We start from the raw sequence: 14,361 nt of genomic DNA, 5'->3' as shown, positions 1-14,361 counted from the left end.
AGAATATAGCCCGCTAATATTGCCTAATTTCTAAAGAGGATTAAATGGCTAAAGAAGACGTAATCGAGATGCAAGGCACAGTCCTTGACACTCTACCAAACACTATGTTCCGTGTTGAACTTGAAAACGGTCACGTTGTGACTGCTCACATCTCTGGCAAGATGCGTAAGAACTACATCCGTATCCTAACGGGTGACAAAGTAACTGTAGAGATGACTCCATACGACCTGTCAAAAGGCCGCATCGTCTTCCGCGCTCGTTAATCTCTGATTTTCGGATGCAATAAAAAACGGAGCAAGCTGCTCCGTTTTTTATTGCATAATTTTTTCCGATTTAGTTCAGATAAAAAAGCGCACGATCTTCTCGTGCGCTTTTGCGTTTGTTACCGACTAACGATTAATGCATCGCTGTCTCTTTCTCACTTAAGTATTCAAACTCAAGCGTATCGTTGACCAGCGTTACTTTCACTGTACCGCCGTCAACTAAAGATCCAAACAACAGTTCGTTAGCCAAAGGCTTCTTAAGCTGTTCTTGGATAACACGCCCCATTGGGCGAGCCCCCATAGCTTTGTCATAACCTTTATGTGCTAACCAATGGCGAGCGTCTTGCGATACTTCCATTGAAACGCCTCTCGCATCAAGTTGCACTTGCAGTTCAACAATGAACTTATCAACCACTTGATGGATAACGCTTTCATCAAGGCTGTTAAACCAGATGATGTTATCAAGACGGTTACGGAACTCAGGAGTAAACACCTTCTTAATTTCCGCCATTGCATCGTGACTGTTGTCTTGTTGAATCAAACCAATTGATTTCTTCTCGGTTTCCGCCACACCTGCGTTAGTTGTCATAACAAGAATGACATTACGGAAGTCTGCTTTGCGACCATTGTTGTCCGTTAGCGTACCGTTATCCATGACTTGCAACAACAGGTTAAAGATATCAGGGTGCGCTTTTTCAATCTCATCAAGTAATACGACTGAGTGTGGGTGCTTAATAACAGCATCGGTTAGCAAACCACCTTGGTCATAACCGACATAACCAGGAGGCGCACCAATTAAGCGACTTACGGAGTGACGCTCACCATACTCAGACATATCAAAACGAAGTAGCTCGATACCTAGAAGCTTAGATAACTGCACCGTCACCTCTGTTTTACCAACCCCTGTTGGGCCTGCAAACAAGAATGAACCAACAGGTTTGTTGTCTACACCTAAACCTGCACGTGTCAGCTTGATCGCCTCGGACAATGCATCAATCGCATTATCTTGACCGAATACCAACATCTTCATTTTGCTATCTAAGTTTTTCAAAATGTCTTTATCTGAAGAAGAAACCGACTTCTCTGGAATTCGCGCCATTTTGGCAACCATTGATTCGATATCAGCCACTCCGACCGTTTTTTTACGACGGCTTGCAGGAGCAAGACGACTACGCGCACCAGCTTCATCAATGACATCAATGGCCTTATCTGGTAGATGGCGTTCATTAATGTATTTAGCCGACAGTTCTACCGCGGCACGCAGTGCTTTATTGGTATAACGTACTTCATGGTGAGCTTCGTACTTCGGCTTCAAACCCATCAAGATTTTAGTTGTATCATCCAATGAAGGCTCTACAACGTCTATCTTTTGGAAACGGCGAGACAACGCACGCTCTTTCTCGAAAATGTTGCTGTATTCTTGGTATGTCGTCGAACCAATACAACGCAACTTACCGCTACTTAAAAGAGGCTTAATAAGATTTGCTGCATCGACTTGACCACCAGATGCCGCGCCTGCACCGATGATGGTATGTATTTCATCGATGAACAAAATGGCATCTTCTTCTTTTTCAAGTTGTTTCAAAATCGCCTTGAAGCGCTTTTCAAAATCACCGCGATATTTGGTACCAGCGAGCAAAGAGCCAATATCTAGTGAATAAATCACGCTGTTTTGAATGACCTCAGGGACCTGCCCTTCGACAATTCGCCATGCAAGACCTTCCGCAATGGCTGTTTTACCAACTCCTGCCTCACCCACTAGTAGTGGATTATTCTTGCGGCGTCGACAAAGTACCTGAATAGTGCGCTCTAACTCTTTATCACGTCCAATGAGTGGGTCGATGTTTCCATCTTTAGCGACTTGATTAAGATTCGTCGCAAAGCTTTCTAGGCGTTCTTCAGAATTAGGCTCTTCAACACTTTCTGAGCTAAACGAGTCTGATGATGAATCCTCACCTGCACCTGATGCTTTAGTAATACCGTGGGAGATGAAATTAACAATATCTAATCGGGAGATGTCATTTTTCTTCAGTAAGTAAGCGGCATGCGACTCTTGTTCACTGAAGATAGCAACAAGCACGTTGGCGCCTGTTACTTCATTACGACCAGACGACTGTACATGAAAGACGGCGCGTTGTAGTACACGTTGAAAACTCAAAGTCGGCTGCGTTTCACGCGTCTCATCACTATCTGGGATAAGAGGCGTAGTTTGATCGATGAAAATATCGAGTTCGTTGCGTAAAGCGTCAAGATCCGCCTTACAAGCTAGAAGGGCTTCCTTAGCTGCATCATTTTCCAACAATGCAAGTAGGAGGTGTTCGACAGTCATAAACTCGTGGCGTTTATCTCGCGCCCGAGCAAATGCACCGTTAAGGCTTGACTCTAGTTCTTTATTTAGCATAAGTACCTCCCGAAAAAACAACTGGGGTTGTTCGAGCAAGTCTTCTTTGTTTACGCTTGCTCCATAGTGCAAAGTAGCGGATGTTCATTTTCCCTTGCGTACATCGTAACTTGCGCTACTTTTGTTTCGGCAATTTCTGCGCTGTATGTGCCGCAAATTGCCTTTCCTTCATAGTGGACCTGAAGCATGATTTGAGTTGCTTTATCAATATCATGTGAGAAAAATCGCTCAAGCACCTCTATGACGAAATCCATAGGTGTATAGTCATCATTATTGAGTACGACATTGTACAGCTTAGGTGGCTGGACTTTCGTACTTTCTCGCTCCAGAAGATCAGAGTCCGGAGTGACCCATTCAAAATTTTTACTCATGGCAATCTAAAGATATCGTATCAAAGGGTTGATGTTTTCGACCTATAAAAACAATCTACCACAAGCGTGCAGCGCGGTGTAGTGAGTTATGGCACCGAATTCGATCTTTGATCGATAAAAGTTGCTACCTAATATAGAGACTAATGCACGTCTTGATACGGCGCAAATAAAAGATGCTTGTCGATAAGTTACACATTTTTTCTTATAAAAGAACTTTCTATTTATTGCTTTCGGACTATTGCAAACCACCCCATCATCTTCTATCTGGATCACACTTCCTCATTGAGAATACGGTAATTATCACGAAAACTTCATTTTTTATTCAGTCAGAGGATTCTTCTCCCATAAGCAACACGGACAGTATGGCTTTTTCAGTATGAGCCACTTCATAGGCAAATTGACTAAACTTCTGCGTATATACGAAAAACTGTTTGCAAATTTGTTAATCTCAAAAGTGATTTGTTTTCAATTATGTTTCTGTTTGTTGCTCACTGCTATTGACTGTCGAAATTCATTGACTACAGTGGAAAGTGTCGATGCATAAATCATCATTTTGAAACTTCTCTTCTTTAAGTGGTTTGATGAATGTGACTTATCATTGATTTGACGTTTGTTGGCATTCGCTGACAATGGTAGTACCAAGTTAAAGGTATAACTTGGTTGCAGTAACAACATCAGTAAAAAATGCATGAGGGATGTAAAGCATGGCTACAGGTACAGTAAAGTGGTTTAACAATGCCAAAGGATTTGGGTTTATTTGTTCAGATGAAGAAGAGGGAGATATCTTTGCCCACTACTCAACTATCCAGATGGACGGTTATCGTACACTGAAAGCAGGCCAACAAGTCTCTTACGAGATTGAAAAAGGTCCCAAAGGCTGTCACGCGAGTAGCGTCGTGCCTCTTGAAGGCCAAGCCAAATAATTAGAGCGCTGTCGAAATATAAAAATATTGCTCTCGAAACGCCACGTTGATGTTTTGAAGAGAAAAATAAACCCGCCAAGATAGCGGGTTTCTTACTATTTAGAGCACGTGTTACAAAAGGAACACTTACAACGCACTTACAGGATAGGAAACACGCCGAAAACGACGTGTTTTTACACTAACTTACTTGTTAATGATTGCGTTAAAGGTTTCGCTTGGACGCATCAATTTAGAAACCAATGCATCGTCTAGTAAGTAGTAACCTCCTAGCTCACCTTTCACGCCTTGCGCATTATTTAGCTCAGCAACGATCGTTTCTTCCTGCTCTGACAGCGCTTTTGCAATTGGTGCAAATTCAGCAGCAAGATCCGCATCATCCGTTTGCTCTGAAAGCGCTTTCGCCCAGTAAAGTGCAAGATAGAAGTGGCTTCCACGGTTATCTAGCTCACCCACTTTGCGTGACGGAGATTTGTTGGTGTCTAAAAACTCACCGGTCGCTTTATCTAGTGTATCTGCTAGAACCTGAGCCTTAGGATTGTTTGTCGCTACACTTAAATGCTCTAACGAAGCTGCAAGCGCTAGGAACTCGCCCAAAGAATCCCAACGAAGGTGATTCTCTTTTTCTACTTGTTGAACGTGCTTAGGAGCAGAACCACCAGCGCCTGTTTCAAATAGACCACCACCATTCATCAATGGAACAATAGATAGCATCTTAGCAGACGTACCTAACTCTAGAATTGGGAACAAGTCTGTTAGGTAGTCACGAAGAACATTACCTGTAACAGAGATAGTATCTAGGCCCGATTTCATACGCTCTAGTGAGTACTTACAAGCTTCAACAGGAGATAGGATCTTAATCTCTAGACCGTCAGTATCGTGATCTGGTAGGTAGGCGTTTACTTTCTTGATGAGCTCAGCATCGTGCGCGCGGTTTTCATCTAGCCAGAATACAGCTGGAACACCTGTTGCACGTGCGCGAGTCACTGCTAGTTTAACCCAATCTTGGATTGGTGCGTCTTTAACCTGACACATACGGAAGATATCACCTTCTTCAACCGCTTGCTCTAACAGTACGTTACCTGAAGCATCAACAACGCGAACAGTACCCGCAGCGTCTAGAATGAATGTCTTGTCGTGAGAACCATACTCTTCAGCTTTCTGAGCCATTAGACCAACGTTAGGTACGCTACCCATAGTGGTTGGATCAAATGCGCCGTGCTCTTTACAGAAATCAATAACCGCTTGGTAAATACCTGCGTAGCTACGATCTGGAATCATCGCTTTGGTGTCTTTTTGTTTACCATCTGGTCCCCACATTTGACCCGAAGAGCGAAGCATTGCTGGCATAGAAGCATCTACAATAATGTCACTTGGTACATGTAAGTTTGTGATACCACGATCAGAGTCAACCATCGCAAGTTCTGGTTGAGTTTGGTAAACCGCTTGAATGGCCGCTTCAATTTCTGCTTTTTGCGCTTCAGGTAGAGACTCAATTTTTGAGTAAACATCACCGATGCCATTGTTTACATCAACGCCTAGCTCTTCAAACAGCTTACCGTACTTATCGAAAACGTCTTTGTAGTAAACTTTTACGGCATGGCCGAAAATGACAGGGTCAGAAACTTTCATCATCGTCGCTTTCATATGAAGAGACAGCAGCACGTCTTGTGCTTTCGCTTCAGCAATCTCTTTCTCGAAAAATTCAACCAACGCCTTCTTCTTCATTACTGAAGTATCAATGACTTCTTTATCTAGTAATGGGAACGCAGACTTAAGCTCTTTAACTGTACCATCATTACCGACAAACTCGATTTTGACATCTGTTGCACCAGAGATAGTTGTAGACTTTTCGCTACCAAAGAAGTCATTGTCTGACATGCTCGCAACATGAGACTTAGATTCTGCTGACCATGCACCCATTGAGTGTGGGTTTTTCTTCGCGTAGTTCTTAACCGAAGTCGGAGCACGACGGTCTGAGTTACCTTCACGAAGTACTGGGTTAACCGCACTACCTTTGATTTTGTCGTAAGCCGCTTTAATCGCTTTCTCTTCGTACGTGCTCGGCTCTTCTGGGTAGTTTGGTAAATCGTAACCTTTCGCCTGAAGCTCTTTAATCGCCGCTTTAAGCTGAGGAACTGAAGCTGAAATGTTAGGTAGCTTGATGATATTTGCTTCTGGAGTTTGAGCTAGTTCACCAAGCTCAGTCAACGCATCGCCAATGCGCTGTTCTTCTTTTAGATGCTCTGGGAAGTTAGCGATAATTCGACCTGCTAGTGAAATATCACGAGTATCTACATTGATGCCAGACGATGCTGTGAATGATTGAATGATTGGTAGTAATGAATAAGTTGCTAGCGCCGGCGCTTCATCAGTGATGGTGTAGATAATTGTAGGTTTTTCTGTAGGCATGAAATTTCCCTATTTTTTAATCAACTTGTTGGCTGATCAACTCAGCGTCTGAGTTGGTTTAATTGACGCATTGCTGCACGTTAGCAGTACATGTCTCCTCACTAACGCCACATGCGGTTCGCACTCTTTGTTGTAGTTTGAAGCTCTAAGCTCTGAATCCATGAGTGCACTGATATAATTAAACAAATAACACGAATTAGTCTATCATTCTGTGCGCGTTTGTTAGTTTTAGGCGCGCAAATCATATCCGATCATGAGAAAACTTAAAACTTTCAAACACAGTTCATTTACATTTTTGCAGGGTAGTTAACATGTCATCTCGTACAGGTCAGGAAAAAGGTCGCAGTCGTAACCAGTCTAAAACGGGCCATTTTAAACACTCAGGAGCTCGCAATGGCTCGAAGACTCGTACTCAGCAAGACCGCCGCCCTAATCGCCCAACAAAAAGCCAAAAGCCAAAAGTGGCCCCTAAAGATCGTAAAGTCATTATTTTCAATAAGCCTTACGATACGCTCAGTCAATTTACCGATGGCGATGGTCGCAAAACGTTAGCGGACTATATCCCAATCAAAAATGTCTATGCGGCTGGCCGATTGGACCGAGACAGCGAAGGTTTGATGGTACTCACTAACGATGGCATCTTGCAGGCGAAGCTAACGCAGCCAAAGTCAAAATCGCCGAAGACTTATTGGGTTCAAGTTGATGGCGCTCCTCAGGAGCAAGATCTTGAAAAATTGAGAAAGGGAGTAGAGCTAAAAGATGGTATGACTCTACCAGCCGAAGTTGAAGTTATTCCAGAACCACAAGTCTGGGACAGAACGCCTCCGGTCCGTTTTCGCGCAAATATCCCTACCACTTGGTTAGCCATTACCATTATTGAAGGAAGAAATCGTCAGGTGCGTCGCATGACTGCGCACATTGGCTTCCCTACTTTGCGCCTCATTCGTCATTCGATGGGTGATATCGTCCTTAACGACCTAATGCCTGGTGAATGGAGAGAAATCTCTCTCTAACAAGCAGAAAAGATAAAAGCAGGCTTAAAGCCTGCTTTTTAGATTCATACTTTTTCAGTTAAGCCCTATCTAATGAACTAAGGGATTACTGCTCAGCAAGCCAGTTTTTAAAGGCCTCTTTTTCCGCCGGAGACGCTTTCTGGTACATCGTCTTTAATACATCAACCATTGGGCTGTCGTTCGATGCGGCTGTTGAACGGGTATCACTAGTCTCAACTCGAGGCTCGATATCACTTACTGATTGTTGATGCTGATTCACAGTTACATAACTAACGGCAACACTCGCGATACCGCCAGCAATATTGTAGTTGCGAGATTCTTGAGGGTAATTACGACCAATTTGAACACCATCTGACTCTAATACATCTTCGACCAAAGCAATAGGTTGGCCTTTGGTATCCAGTAATTGCCAATCTAGAGGCGAGATGTTGTTTTGCGCTTGGCGAAGAGTTTTAAACTCTGGCAGTTCAAACGTTAGCTTTTCGTTTTCAGCATCAAATTTAGCAACGATTACATCACTGTAAACCGTCTTAAGGTTTTCGTTAATTTCGAATGTAGGTTGATATTTGAAGACAATTTGATTCGTTCCGTCAGGTAGTTCGATTGTCTTCTCACTAGAAAAAAGACCACCTTCTAGATCTGGCTTCTCCATGTTGACGGCCAATAACTTCACGTCTTCTGGAACCACTAAAGTCGTTGCAGCGTAGAGGTTTGTACTGGCAAAAATAGACAGTGCCATTGCCACTTTTAATGATAACTGCATAGAATTTTTCATCCTTATCTTCATAGTAAAAGACCCAGCATATAGCTGGGTCTTACAATATCAAACTGGGTATTGATTACCAGTAGAAACGAGCACCAACACCGAAGTTAGTTGCGTCGTCTGTGTCTTTGTTGTCGAAGTCAGTACCTTCGAAAGTGTAACCCGCTTCTGCGAATACACGTGCCCATTTAGAGAACTTGTATTCAACACCAGCGTAGAACCAAGAAGAGTCTGCGTCTACTTTACCTGCTTCGTCAGTAGACTGAGCTAGGTACTCGTAACCAGAGTATAGAGTTGTTTTAGGAGCAACAGCGAACATACCAGCTACAACGATGTAGTGTGAATCAACTGTTGATTTACCTAGCTTATCTTCGTTTTCGTTGTAGTAGTACGTAGCACCTAGAGTGTGCTCGTTTAGTGCGTACTCAGCAGTTACTTCAAAAGATAGGTTTTCGTTATCAGTACGCTCTGTGTGAGAAACTGTTTGCTCTACACCATTAAGAACTAGTTTTTTCTCTTTAGTTACGTTGATGTCGTTGTTCGCAGTAAGTACACCAGCGTGTAGAGATAGGTCGTTGAAAGATTTACCAACGAATACTTCTAGTACTTCTTCGTTAGAATCTTTTTCGCCTAGCGCGTAACCAGCTTTTAGCCAGAACGCGTCATTTTCGTAAGCGTATTTGATTTGAGAATCGTTGTTCCAAGCGTGACCGTATGCAGTTTCCGCTGCGTTACCACCGAAGAAGTAAGAGTAATCTGCGAAGTATACGTCATCAGCCCAAGTACCTTCTTTACCGAAGCGAAGAGTACCCATATCACCCATATCAAAACCGATGATGTGGCGACGTACGTATACAGAGTCATCTGTACGCTCGCTTGAATCAGCACCTGCGTCGTAGTTGTCACCTAGAGCAACACCGATTTCAACTTCACCCAGAACTTTTAGGCTTTCGTCAACAACGTAAACCGCGTTCACACCAGTACGAGAAGAGCTAGTGTTTAGCTCTGCTGTGTGATCAGTTTTTTCTGTGAATAGAAGAGTTGGACGTAGCTGACCGTAGAAATCTACAGAACCTTCTTCAGATTTGAATACTTCAGCTGCGTTCACTGAAGTTGCAGACGCAACTACAGCTAGTGCTAATAGAGTTTTTTTCATAATTAATCCACTGCCTTTTCTTAGTTCGGGATATCCTTGTCCGGTTCCCTTTTTTTATATGTTTGAGGTAGAGCGTTAACAAAACGTTATACAGCACCTCCTCAAAATCTGGAGCTAAGAGTGCAAAAGATTATTCTGGCTGTCAAATTTTCTAAATACCAATGTAAAAAAAACAAAATACCATTATAAAACAATAACTTGATAAGTTTACCTTTATTTATTCGACGAACATCTAACCAATCTCCATTATTATTTGTAATTTACAAAATTATTAACAAATGGTTTTTTAATCCAATAAGTAAATTTAAAAAAACAAAAAAAAGAATAAAAACCCACAAATCAGACCAAGTTGGAGTTTTATATTTTTCATATAATGAAATTAATTTCATTAAGATAAGGTTCAATATTTTTTTGTGAAGGAGATCTATATTCCTTATAAAAGCATTCCGTTTTGTGAACTACTGTACAACTAGTGATGTGTGCTACTATTCGCCTCCAACGCATTTGAGGCCCGTATGCTGACCAGTAACATTCAAAAATCGATTCGTAATAGCTATCAAAACCTTCAAGATCAACTTGATAACTTTGTGCCTAGAAGAGCACAAAACTACCTTGTTGCAGAGATTGCAAAAACGCTGTGCGGTCAGTATCACAAATCTAACCGAATACTCGTTGCAGAAGCAGGGACTGGAATTGGTAAATCGCTCTCCTATCTAATGGCGACCATTCCCGTGGCTGTACATAATAATAGAAAAGTGGTTATCTCAACGGCGACCGTCGCTCTGCAAGAGCAGCTCATAAATAAAGACCTCCCTCTTTTTCGTCGGATTACTGACCGCGAGTTTTCTTTTATTTTGGCAAAAGGCCGTCAACGCTATTGTTGCGCTGAAAAGCTCGCCACTGCTAGCGGTGCTGATGGTGGCCAGTTAGCCATGTTTGAAACCAAACCTAAGCAAAAAGATATAGAGCTGTTGGAAACAATGCATCGCTCTCTTGCGCAAGGGAAATGGGACGGTGACCGTGATTCTTGGCCTAAAACCATCGATGATAAGCTTTGGCAACTGATTGTCAGTGATAAACACAGTTGCAATAACAGTTTACCAGGCCACCGCGGCTGTCCATTCCAAAAAGCGCGCTCAGAGTTGGATAAAAACGATGTCATCATTGCTAACCACTCTCTCGTCATGGCAGACGCAGATTTAGGTGGCGGCGTGATTTTACCTGAGCCAGAAAATACAATATACGTCTTCGACGAGGCACATCACTTACCTCACGTCGCTCGTGACCATGCTTCAGCATCTGCGAGTTTAAAAGGCGCGGCAGCATGGCTTGAGAAGTTGAATCAGTCGATTAGTAAGTTTTCATCACTCGCAGACGAGAAACGCGTAGCTCGATTTCGCAACGACCTTCAAGACGCGGTTCAGAACTTGATACCGGCACTGACTCAATTGCCCAAACAGTTCGACCCAGCTCAATTTGAAGAGGGTATCTACCGCTTCGAACACGGTGAACTACCTGAGTGGCTAGAGAGCCAATCCAAAGAACTAAAACAGTTCAGTAAAAAAGCAAATCAGAGTGTGGCAAAAATTGCCGACCTTATTGCGGAAAGAGTAAAAGACGGGGAGCTTGCGACAAGGTTGGCTGAACCAGCGCTTGCAGAGCTCGGTTTCTACATTCAAAGGTTAGAAAACCTAGCGCAAGTATGGCATTTAATGGCTGAACCAACTCGTGAAAAAGGTGCGCCTTTAGCTCGCTGGTTAGAAACCCACCCCGATCGCGAGGGTGATTTCATTGTGAGTGTTTCGCCACTTGAAATTGGATGGCAACTCGACCAACAGATTTGGAGCAGATGTATTGGCGCCATTTTGGTTTCCGCAACGATGCGTGCATTAAACTCTTTCCATTACTTTTGCCATCAGGTTGGTATTGATGGAAAACCAGAATCAGGCACTCAGTTTTTAGCGCTTGCGTCACCATTCGATTACCAAAACCAGGCAGAATTGCTTATCCCTGCGATGAAATATGAACCACCAGCGCCTCAATTTACTGAATATCTTATCGAGATATTGCCTAAGTACTTGGAAGACAAGAAAGCCAACTTAGTATTATTCTCATCCTATTGGCAGATGAACCAAGTCGCGAAGGCACTCTCTTCGGAGTTCATAAAAAAAGGCTGGGCGTTGCAAGTTCAAGGTGAAAGCTCACGTCAAGAAATTCTAAAAAAACATAAAAAGTTAATAGAATCAAATAAAACCAGCGTCTTATTTGGTACTGGCAGTTTCTCTGAGGGGCTAGACTTACCTGGCGAATTACTTGAAAACTTGGTGATTACAAAAATTCCATTTGGCGTTCCAACCTCCCCTGTTGAGCAGGCTCATTCCGAATACATTGAGAAAAAAGGAGGAAACCCGTTTATGCAAATAACTGTACCAGACGCAAGCAAAAAGCTGATCCAGAGCGTAGGTCGCTTACTGCGTAAAGAGAGAGATTCTGGTAGAGTAACGATTCTTGATCGACGCCTAGTCACTAAGCGATACGGACAAGCCTTAATCGACTCACTACCTCCATTTAAACGTAAAATAGAATATTAGAAGAATCACCATTTATGGAAATGATTGAGCCAACCATGCTGTTGGTGTTGGCGCTTGTCGCTTTTGTCGCAGGATTTATTGATGCAGTTGCTGGTGGTGGTGGCATGCTTACCGTACCTGCTCTACTTTCGCTAGGCTTGCCGCCTCATATTGCACTAGGCACCAATAAACTTGCCGCTACCTTTGCTTCTTCTACTGCAGCATTTACGTACTACAAAAAACGTCTATTCAAACCTCAATGCTGGAGGCGTGCATTCGTGGCAACACTCGTCGGAGCGACATTAGGTACGCTATTTGTAGATGCGATTAGTACGGATTGGCTGGAAAAAGGATTGCCGCTTGTTATTTTGGCGGCAGCGTTGTATACCGTTTTTCATAAAACACCCCACTCTGCTCATCAAAGTCCAATACCCGAGCCTTGCCCAAAACTTCATAAAAAACAGTACATGCAAGGCTTATCCATAGGATTCTACGACGGACTCGCAGGGCCTGGAACTGGGGCTTTTTGGACAGTAAGTTCAATGGCGCTGTACCGACTGAATATCTTGCTCGCCTCTGGCTTAGCAAAAGCAATGAACTTTACCAGTAACTTTACCTCTTTGATCACTTTTGCATTCCTCGGACACATCAACTGGGTGCTAGGCTTAACAATGGGAGTATGTTTAATGGCTGGTGCTTTTGTTGGCGCGCACTCCGCTATTAGATTTGGTTCTAAATTCATTCGTCCTGTATTTGTTACTGTCGTCAGCATACTAGCCATTAAATTGGCTTATGACGCATGGTTTGTAGGTTTGTCATGAACATTTCTCAACTCCAGGAAAATCTAGAACAAATGGCGAAGCAAGCCGCTGTTCTTGACCGTCAAAGAGGCGAACATCATGTTCCGCTTTTTGATGAGCGTTTATTTGGTTGCCGCTCTCGCTTACTTACTCCTTGCGTAAAAGAAGCAAAAGCCACGCTGGATGCGATTGTGCGTGAGCAAAATGAAGGTAAGCTCACCGCTTTGCGTGCTGAGTACCTCACTGAACGGTTAGTGGCGCAAATCGGTGCAATTCAACGCGAGATTTCTACCACTAAAATTCGTAAGAATGAAATCAAACATAGCAGCTATTTCCGCAAGCCTATCAACGTGCTTTATCAGGAACTCGCTCAACACCAAGAGTGGGCAAGACGCTTGCGCGAGATGGTGTTAGAAAAAGAACGTGCTGTCGAAAGCGCTCCGAGTTTTATGCGTGCCGACGCTCAAAAAGTATTACTAGCAACCGAGCAACGTTTAGCGCGTTGTGAAGCAGCACTTCTTAAGCTAGAGAACCAAATTACACATAGGGAAAAACATCAATAATGGCTGATCAACCAACCTCGCCTTTAGATGACGCACCTGAAGAGATCAAACTGGCTGTCGATTTAATCTATTTGCTTGAGAGCAATGAGATAGATCCAGAAGTTGCGCTTAACGCTTTAAAGATCGTGCAAAACGACTTAGAAAACAAATTAAAAGCAAAGTAGCTCAGAGCGTTTCAATCCTTTCACCGAGACTCATTTTCAGTGCTCTTACACAATGATACTATTCATAAAAAAGTACGCCCCCAAAAGGATAAATAATGAAAGTAATCAGCTTTAACATCAATGGACTACGTGCGCGACTGCACCAACTCCAAGCGCTAATCGACAAACACCAACCTGATGTGATTGGTCTTCAGGAAATTAAAGTTCACGATGAAGCATTCCCGATTGAAGCTGTCGAAGCCATGGGCTACAAAGTGTATTTCCATGGTCAAAAAGCACATTACGGCGTAGCAATGCTTTGTAAGCAAGAGCCTCTACACGTACAAAAAGGGTTCCCGACGGATAACGAGGAACATCAAAAGCGCATGATCATGGCAACGTTTTTAAATGAAAACGGCGAAAAGGTCACTGTGCTAAACGGCTATTTCCCTCAAGGGGATAACATCAGCCACGAAACCAAATTCCCATACAAGCGCCAATTCTATAAAGATCTGATGACCTACCTAAACGATCATCACAATAACGACGAGCAATTGATTGTTATGGGTGACATCAACATCAGCCCTATTGATGCAGATATCGGTATCGGCGAACCAAACCGTAAACGTTGGCTAAAAACAGGTAAATGTTCATTCCAACCTGAAGAGCGCGAATGGTTGAAAACCTTACTAGACTGGGGCTTTGTGGACACCTTCCGTAAGCTATACCCAGAGGTGAACGATCAATTTTCGTGGTTTGACTACCGTTCTCGCGGTTTTGATGATAACCGTGGCCTACGAATTGATGTCATTTTGGCAACCCCTTCTCTAGCGGAAAAGTGTATTGAATCTGGTATCGACTATGAGCTTCGTGGTATCGAGAAGCCTTCAGATCACGCACCAATCTGGTCAACATTTAAGTAATATATTGCAAAGCTATAAGCGAGACTCAACGCTAAGCTTAGTCCAATAAAAAGGGAGACTCTG

General features: G+C 43.1%; 13 protein-coding genes. 8 read left to right on the top strand and 5 right to left on the bottom strand.

Translation table 11 applies throughout. The annotated features are described in order from the left end of the window. Nucleotides 1–44: 44 nt before the first annotated feature. Nucleotides 45–263, top strand: a complete 219-nt coding sequence (gene infA, locus H9L11_RS12060) for a translation initiation factor IF-1 (protein WP_001040192.1) — start codon at nt 45–47, stop codon at nt 261–263. A gap of 133 nt (nt 264–396) precedes the next feature. Here infA and clpA read toward each other — a convergent pair whose 3' ends face one another. Together clpA and clpS are read right to left on the bottom strand one after the other, a co-directional pair. Then, entirely contained in the window at nt 397–2,664 is a 2,268-nt protein-coding gene (clpA, locus tag H9L11_RS12055; RefSeq protein WP_005387879.1) for an ATP-dependent Clp protease ATP-binding subunit ClpA, read from the bottom strand. 50 nt (nt 2,665–2,714) lie between these two features. Next, entirely contained in the window at nt 2,715–3,035 is a 321-nt protein-coding gene (clpS, locus tag H9L11_RS12050) for an ATP-dependent Clp protease adapter ClpS (RefSeq protein WP_005378419.1), read from the bottom strand. A gap of 704 nt (nt 3,036–3,739) precedes the next feature. Here clpS and cspD point away from each other — a divergent pair. Next, a complete protein-coding gene (gene cspD / locus H9L11_RS12045) occupies nt 3,740–3,958 on the top strand; it encodes a cold shock domain-containing protein CspD (RefSeq protein WP_005378407.1) in 219 nt (72 codons plus the stop codon). A gap of 183 nt (nt 3,959–4,141) precedes the next feature. Here the strand turns inward: cspD and H9L11_RS12040 are convergent, their stop codons facing one another. Next, nucleotides 4,142–6,367: an NADP-dependent isocitrate dehydrogenase gene (locus H9L11_RS12040; RefSeq protein WP_205390779.1), complete on the bottom strand. Its 2,226-nt coding sequence runs from the start codon at nt 6,365–6,367 to the stop codon at nt 4,142–4,144. Between the two features lie 311 nt (nt 6,368–6,678). On the opposite strand from H9L11_RS12040, the gene H9L11_RS12035 reads away from it, so the two are divergent. After that, on the top strand, nt 6,679–7,380 hold the full coding sequence (locus H9L11_RS12035) for a pseudouridine synthase (protein WP_005387874.1): 702 nt from the start codon (nt 6,679–6,681) through the stop codon (nt 7,378–7,380). 85 nt (nt 7,381–7,465) lie between these two features. On the opposite strand, the gene H9L11_RS12030 is transcribed toward H9L11_RS12035, so the two are convergent. Further along, nucleotides 7,466–8,143 (bottom strand): DUF2057 family protein, encoded by a 678-nt coding sequence (locus tag H9L11_RS12030; RefSeq protein WP_017634732.1) that lies wholly within the window; start codon nt 8,141–8,143, stop codon nt 7,466–7,468. A gap of 76 nt (nt 8,144–8,219) precedes the next feature. Further along, nucleotides 8,220–9,299 carry a porin gene (locus tag H9L11_RS12025; protein ID WP_005378424.1) on the bottom strand — a complete coding sequence of 360 codons (1,080 nt, stop codon included), beginning with the start codon at nt 9,297–9,299 and terminating at the stop codon, nt 8,220–8,222. 515 nt (nt 9,300–9,814) lie between these two features. Between H9L11_RS12025 and dinG the strand changes: the two genes are divergently transcribed. The 5 genes from dinG to xthA all read left to right on the top strand — a co-directional run bounded on the left by dinG (nt 9,815) and on the right by xthA (nt 14,298). After that, nucleotides 9,815–11,890 (top strand): ATP-dependent DNA helicase DinG, encoded by a 2,076-nt coding sequence (gene dinG / locus H9L11_RS12020; protein WP_136976023.1) that lies wholly within the window; start codon nt 9,815–9,817, stop codon nt 11,888–11,890. A gap of 14 nt (nt 11,891–11,904) precedes the next feature. Continuing rightward, nucleotides 11,905–12,690, top strand: a complete 786-nt coding sequence (locus tag H9L11_RS12015; RefSeq protein WP_005387866.1) for a TSUP family transporter — start codon at nt 11,905–11,907, stop codon at nt 12,688–12,690. Continuing rightward, nucleotides 12,687–13,232: a primosomal replication protein gene (locus H9L11_RS12010; RefSeq protein WP_033905048.1), complete on the top strand. Its 546-nt coding sequence runs from the start codon at nt 12,687–12,689 to the stop codon at nt 13,230–13,232. The genes H9L11_RS12015 and H9L11_RS12010 overlap by 4 nt, the downstream gene beginning before the upstream one ends. Continuing rightward, the gene (gene rsmS / locus H9L11_RS12005) at nt 13,232–13,396 is read left to right on the top strand and encodes a pleiotropic regulatory protein RsmS (RefSeq protein ID WP_005378432.1); all 165 of its coding nucleotides are present in this window, start codon (nt 13,232–13,234) and stop codon (nt 13,394–13,396) included. The genes H9L11_RS12010 and rsmS overlap by 1 nt, the downstream gene beginning before the upstream one ends. Nucleotides 13,397–13,491: 95 nt before the next feature. Beyond that, entirely contained in the window at nt 13,492–14,298 is an 807-nt protein-coding gene (gene xthA, locus H9L11_RS12000; RefSeq protein ID WP_005378433.1) for an exodeoxyribonuclease III, read from the top strand. Nucleotides 14,299–14,361: the final 63 nt, after the last annotated feature.

It is taken from the genome of Vibrio sp. sp1, from assembly GCF_016920955.1.
Classification (GTDB): Bacteria; Pseudomonadota; Gammaproteobacteria; order Enterobacterales; family Vibrionaceae; genus Vibrio; species Vibrio alginolyticus.
This window is presented reverse-complemented; position numbering and strand designations above follow the sequence as displayed.

Bases quoted from the DNA above. Each gene is read 5' to 3' on its own strand.
- infA (WP_001040192.1), top strand. From the start codon at position 45: ATGGCTAAAGAAGACGTAATCGAGATGCAAGGCACAGTCCTTGACACT.
- clpA (WP_005387879.1), bottom strand. From the start codon at position 2,664: ATGCTAAATAAAGAACTAGAGTCAAGCCTTAACGGTGCATTTGCTCGG.
- clpS (WP_005378419.1), bottom strand. From the start codon at position 3,035: ATGAGTAAAAATTTTGAATGGGTCACTCCGGACTCTGATCTTCTGGAG.
- cspD (WP_005378407.1), top strand. From the start codon at position 3,740: ATGGCTACAGGTACAGTAAAGTGGTTTAACAATGCCAAAGGATTTGGG.
- H9L11_RS12040 (WP_205390779.1), bottom strand. From the start codon at position 6,367: ATGCCTACAGAAAAACCTACAATTATCTACACCATCACTGATGAAGCG.
- H9L11_RS12035 (WP_005387874.1), top strand. From the start codon at position 6,679: ATGTCATCTCGTACAGGTCAGGAAAAAGGTCGCAGTCGTAACCAGTCT.
- H9L11_RS12030 (WP_017634732.1), bottom strand. From the start codon at position 8,143: ATGCAGTTATCATTAAAAGTGGCAATGGCACTGTCTATTTTTGCCAGT.
- H9L11_RS12025 (WP_005378424.1), bottom strand. From the start codon at position 9,299: ATGAAAAAAACTCTATTAGCACTAGCTGTAGTTGCGTCTGCAACTTCA.
- dinG (WP_136976023.1), top strand. From the start codon at position 9,815: ATGCTGACCAGTAACATTCAAAAATCGATTCGTAATAGCTATCAAAAC.
- H9L11_RS12015 (WP_005387866.1), top strand. From the start codon at position 11,905: ATGGAAATGATTGAGCCAACCATGCTGTTGGTGTTGGCGCTTGTCGCT.
- H9L11_RS12010 (WP_033905048.1), top strand. From the start codon at position 12,687: ATGAACATTTCTCAACTCCAGGAAAATCTAGAACAAATGGCGAAGCAA.
- rsmS (WP_005378432.1), top strand. From the start codon at position 13,232: ATGGCTGATCAACCAACCTCGCCTTTAGATGACGCACCTGAAGAGATC.
- xthA (WP_005378433.1), top strand. From the start codon at position 13,492: ATGAAAGTAATCAGCTTTAACATCAATGGACTACGTGCGCGACTGCAC.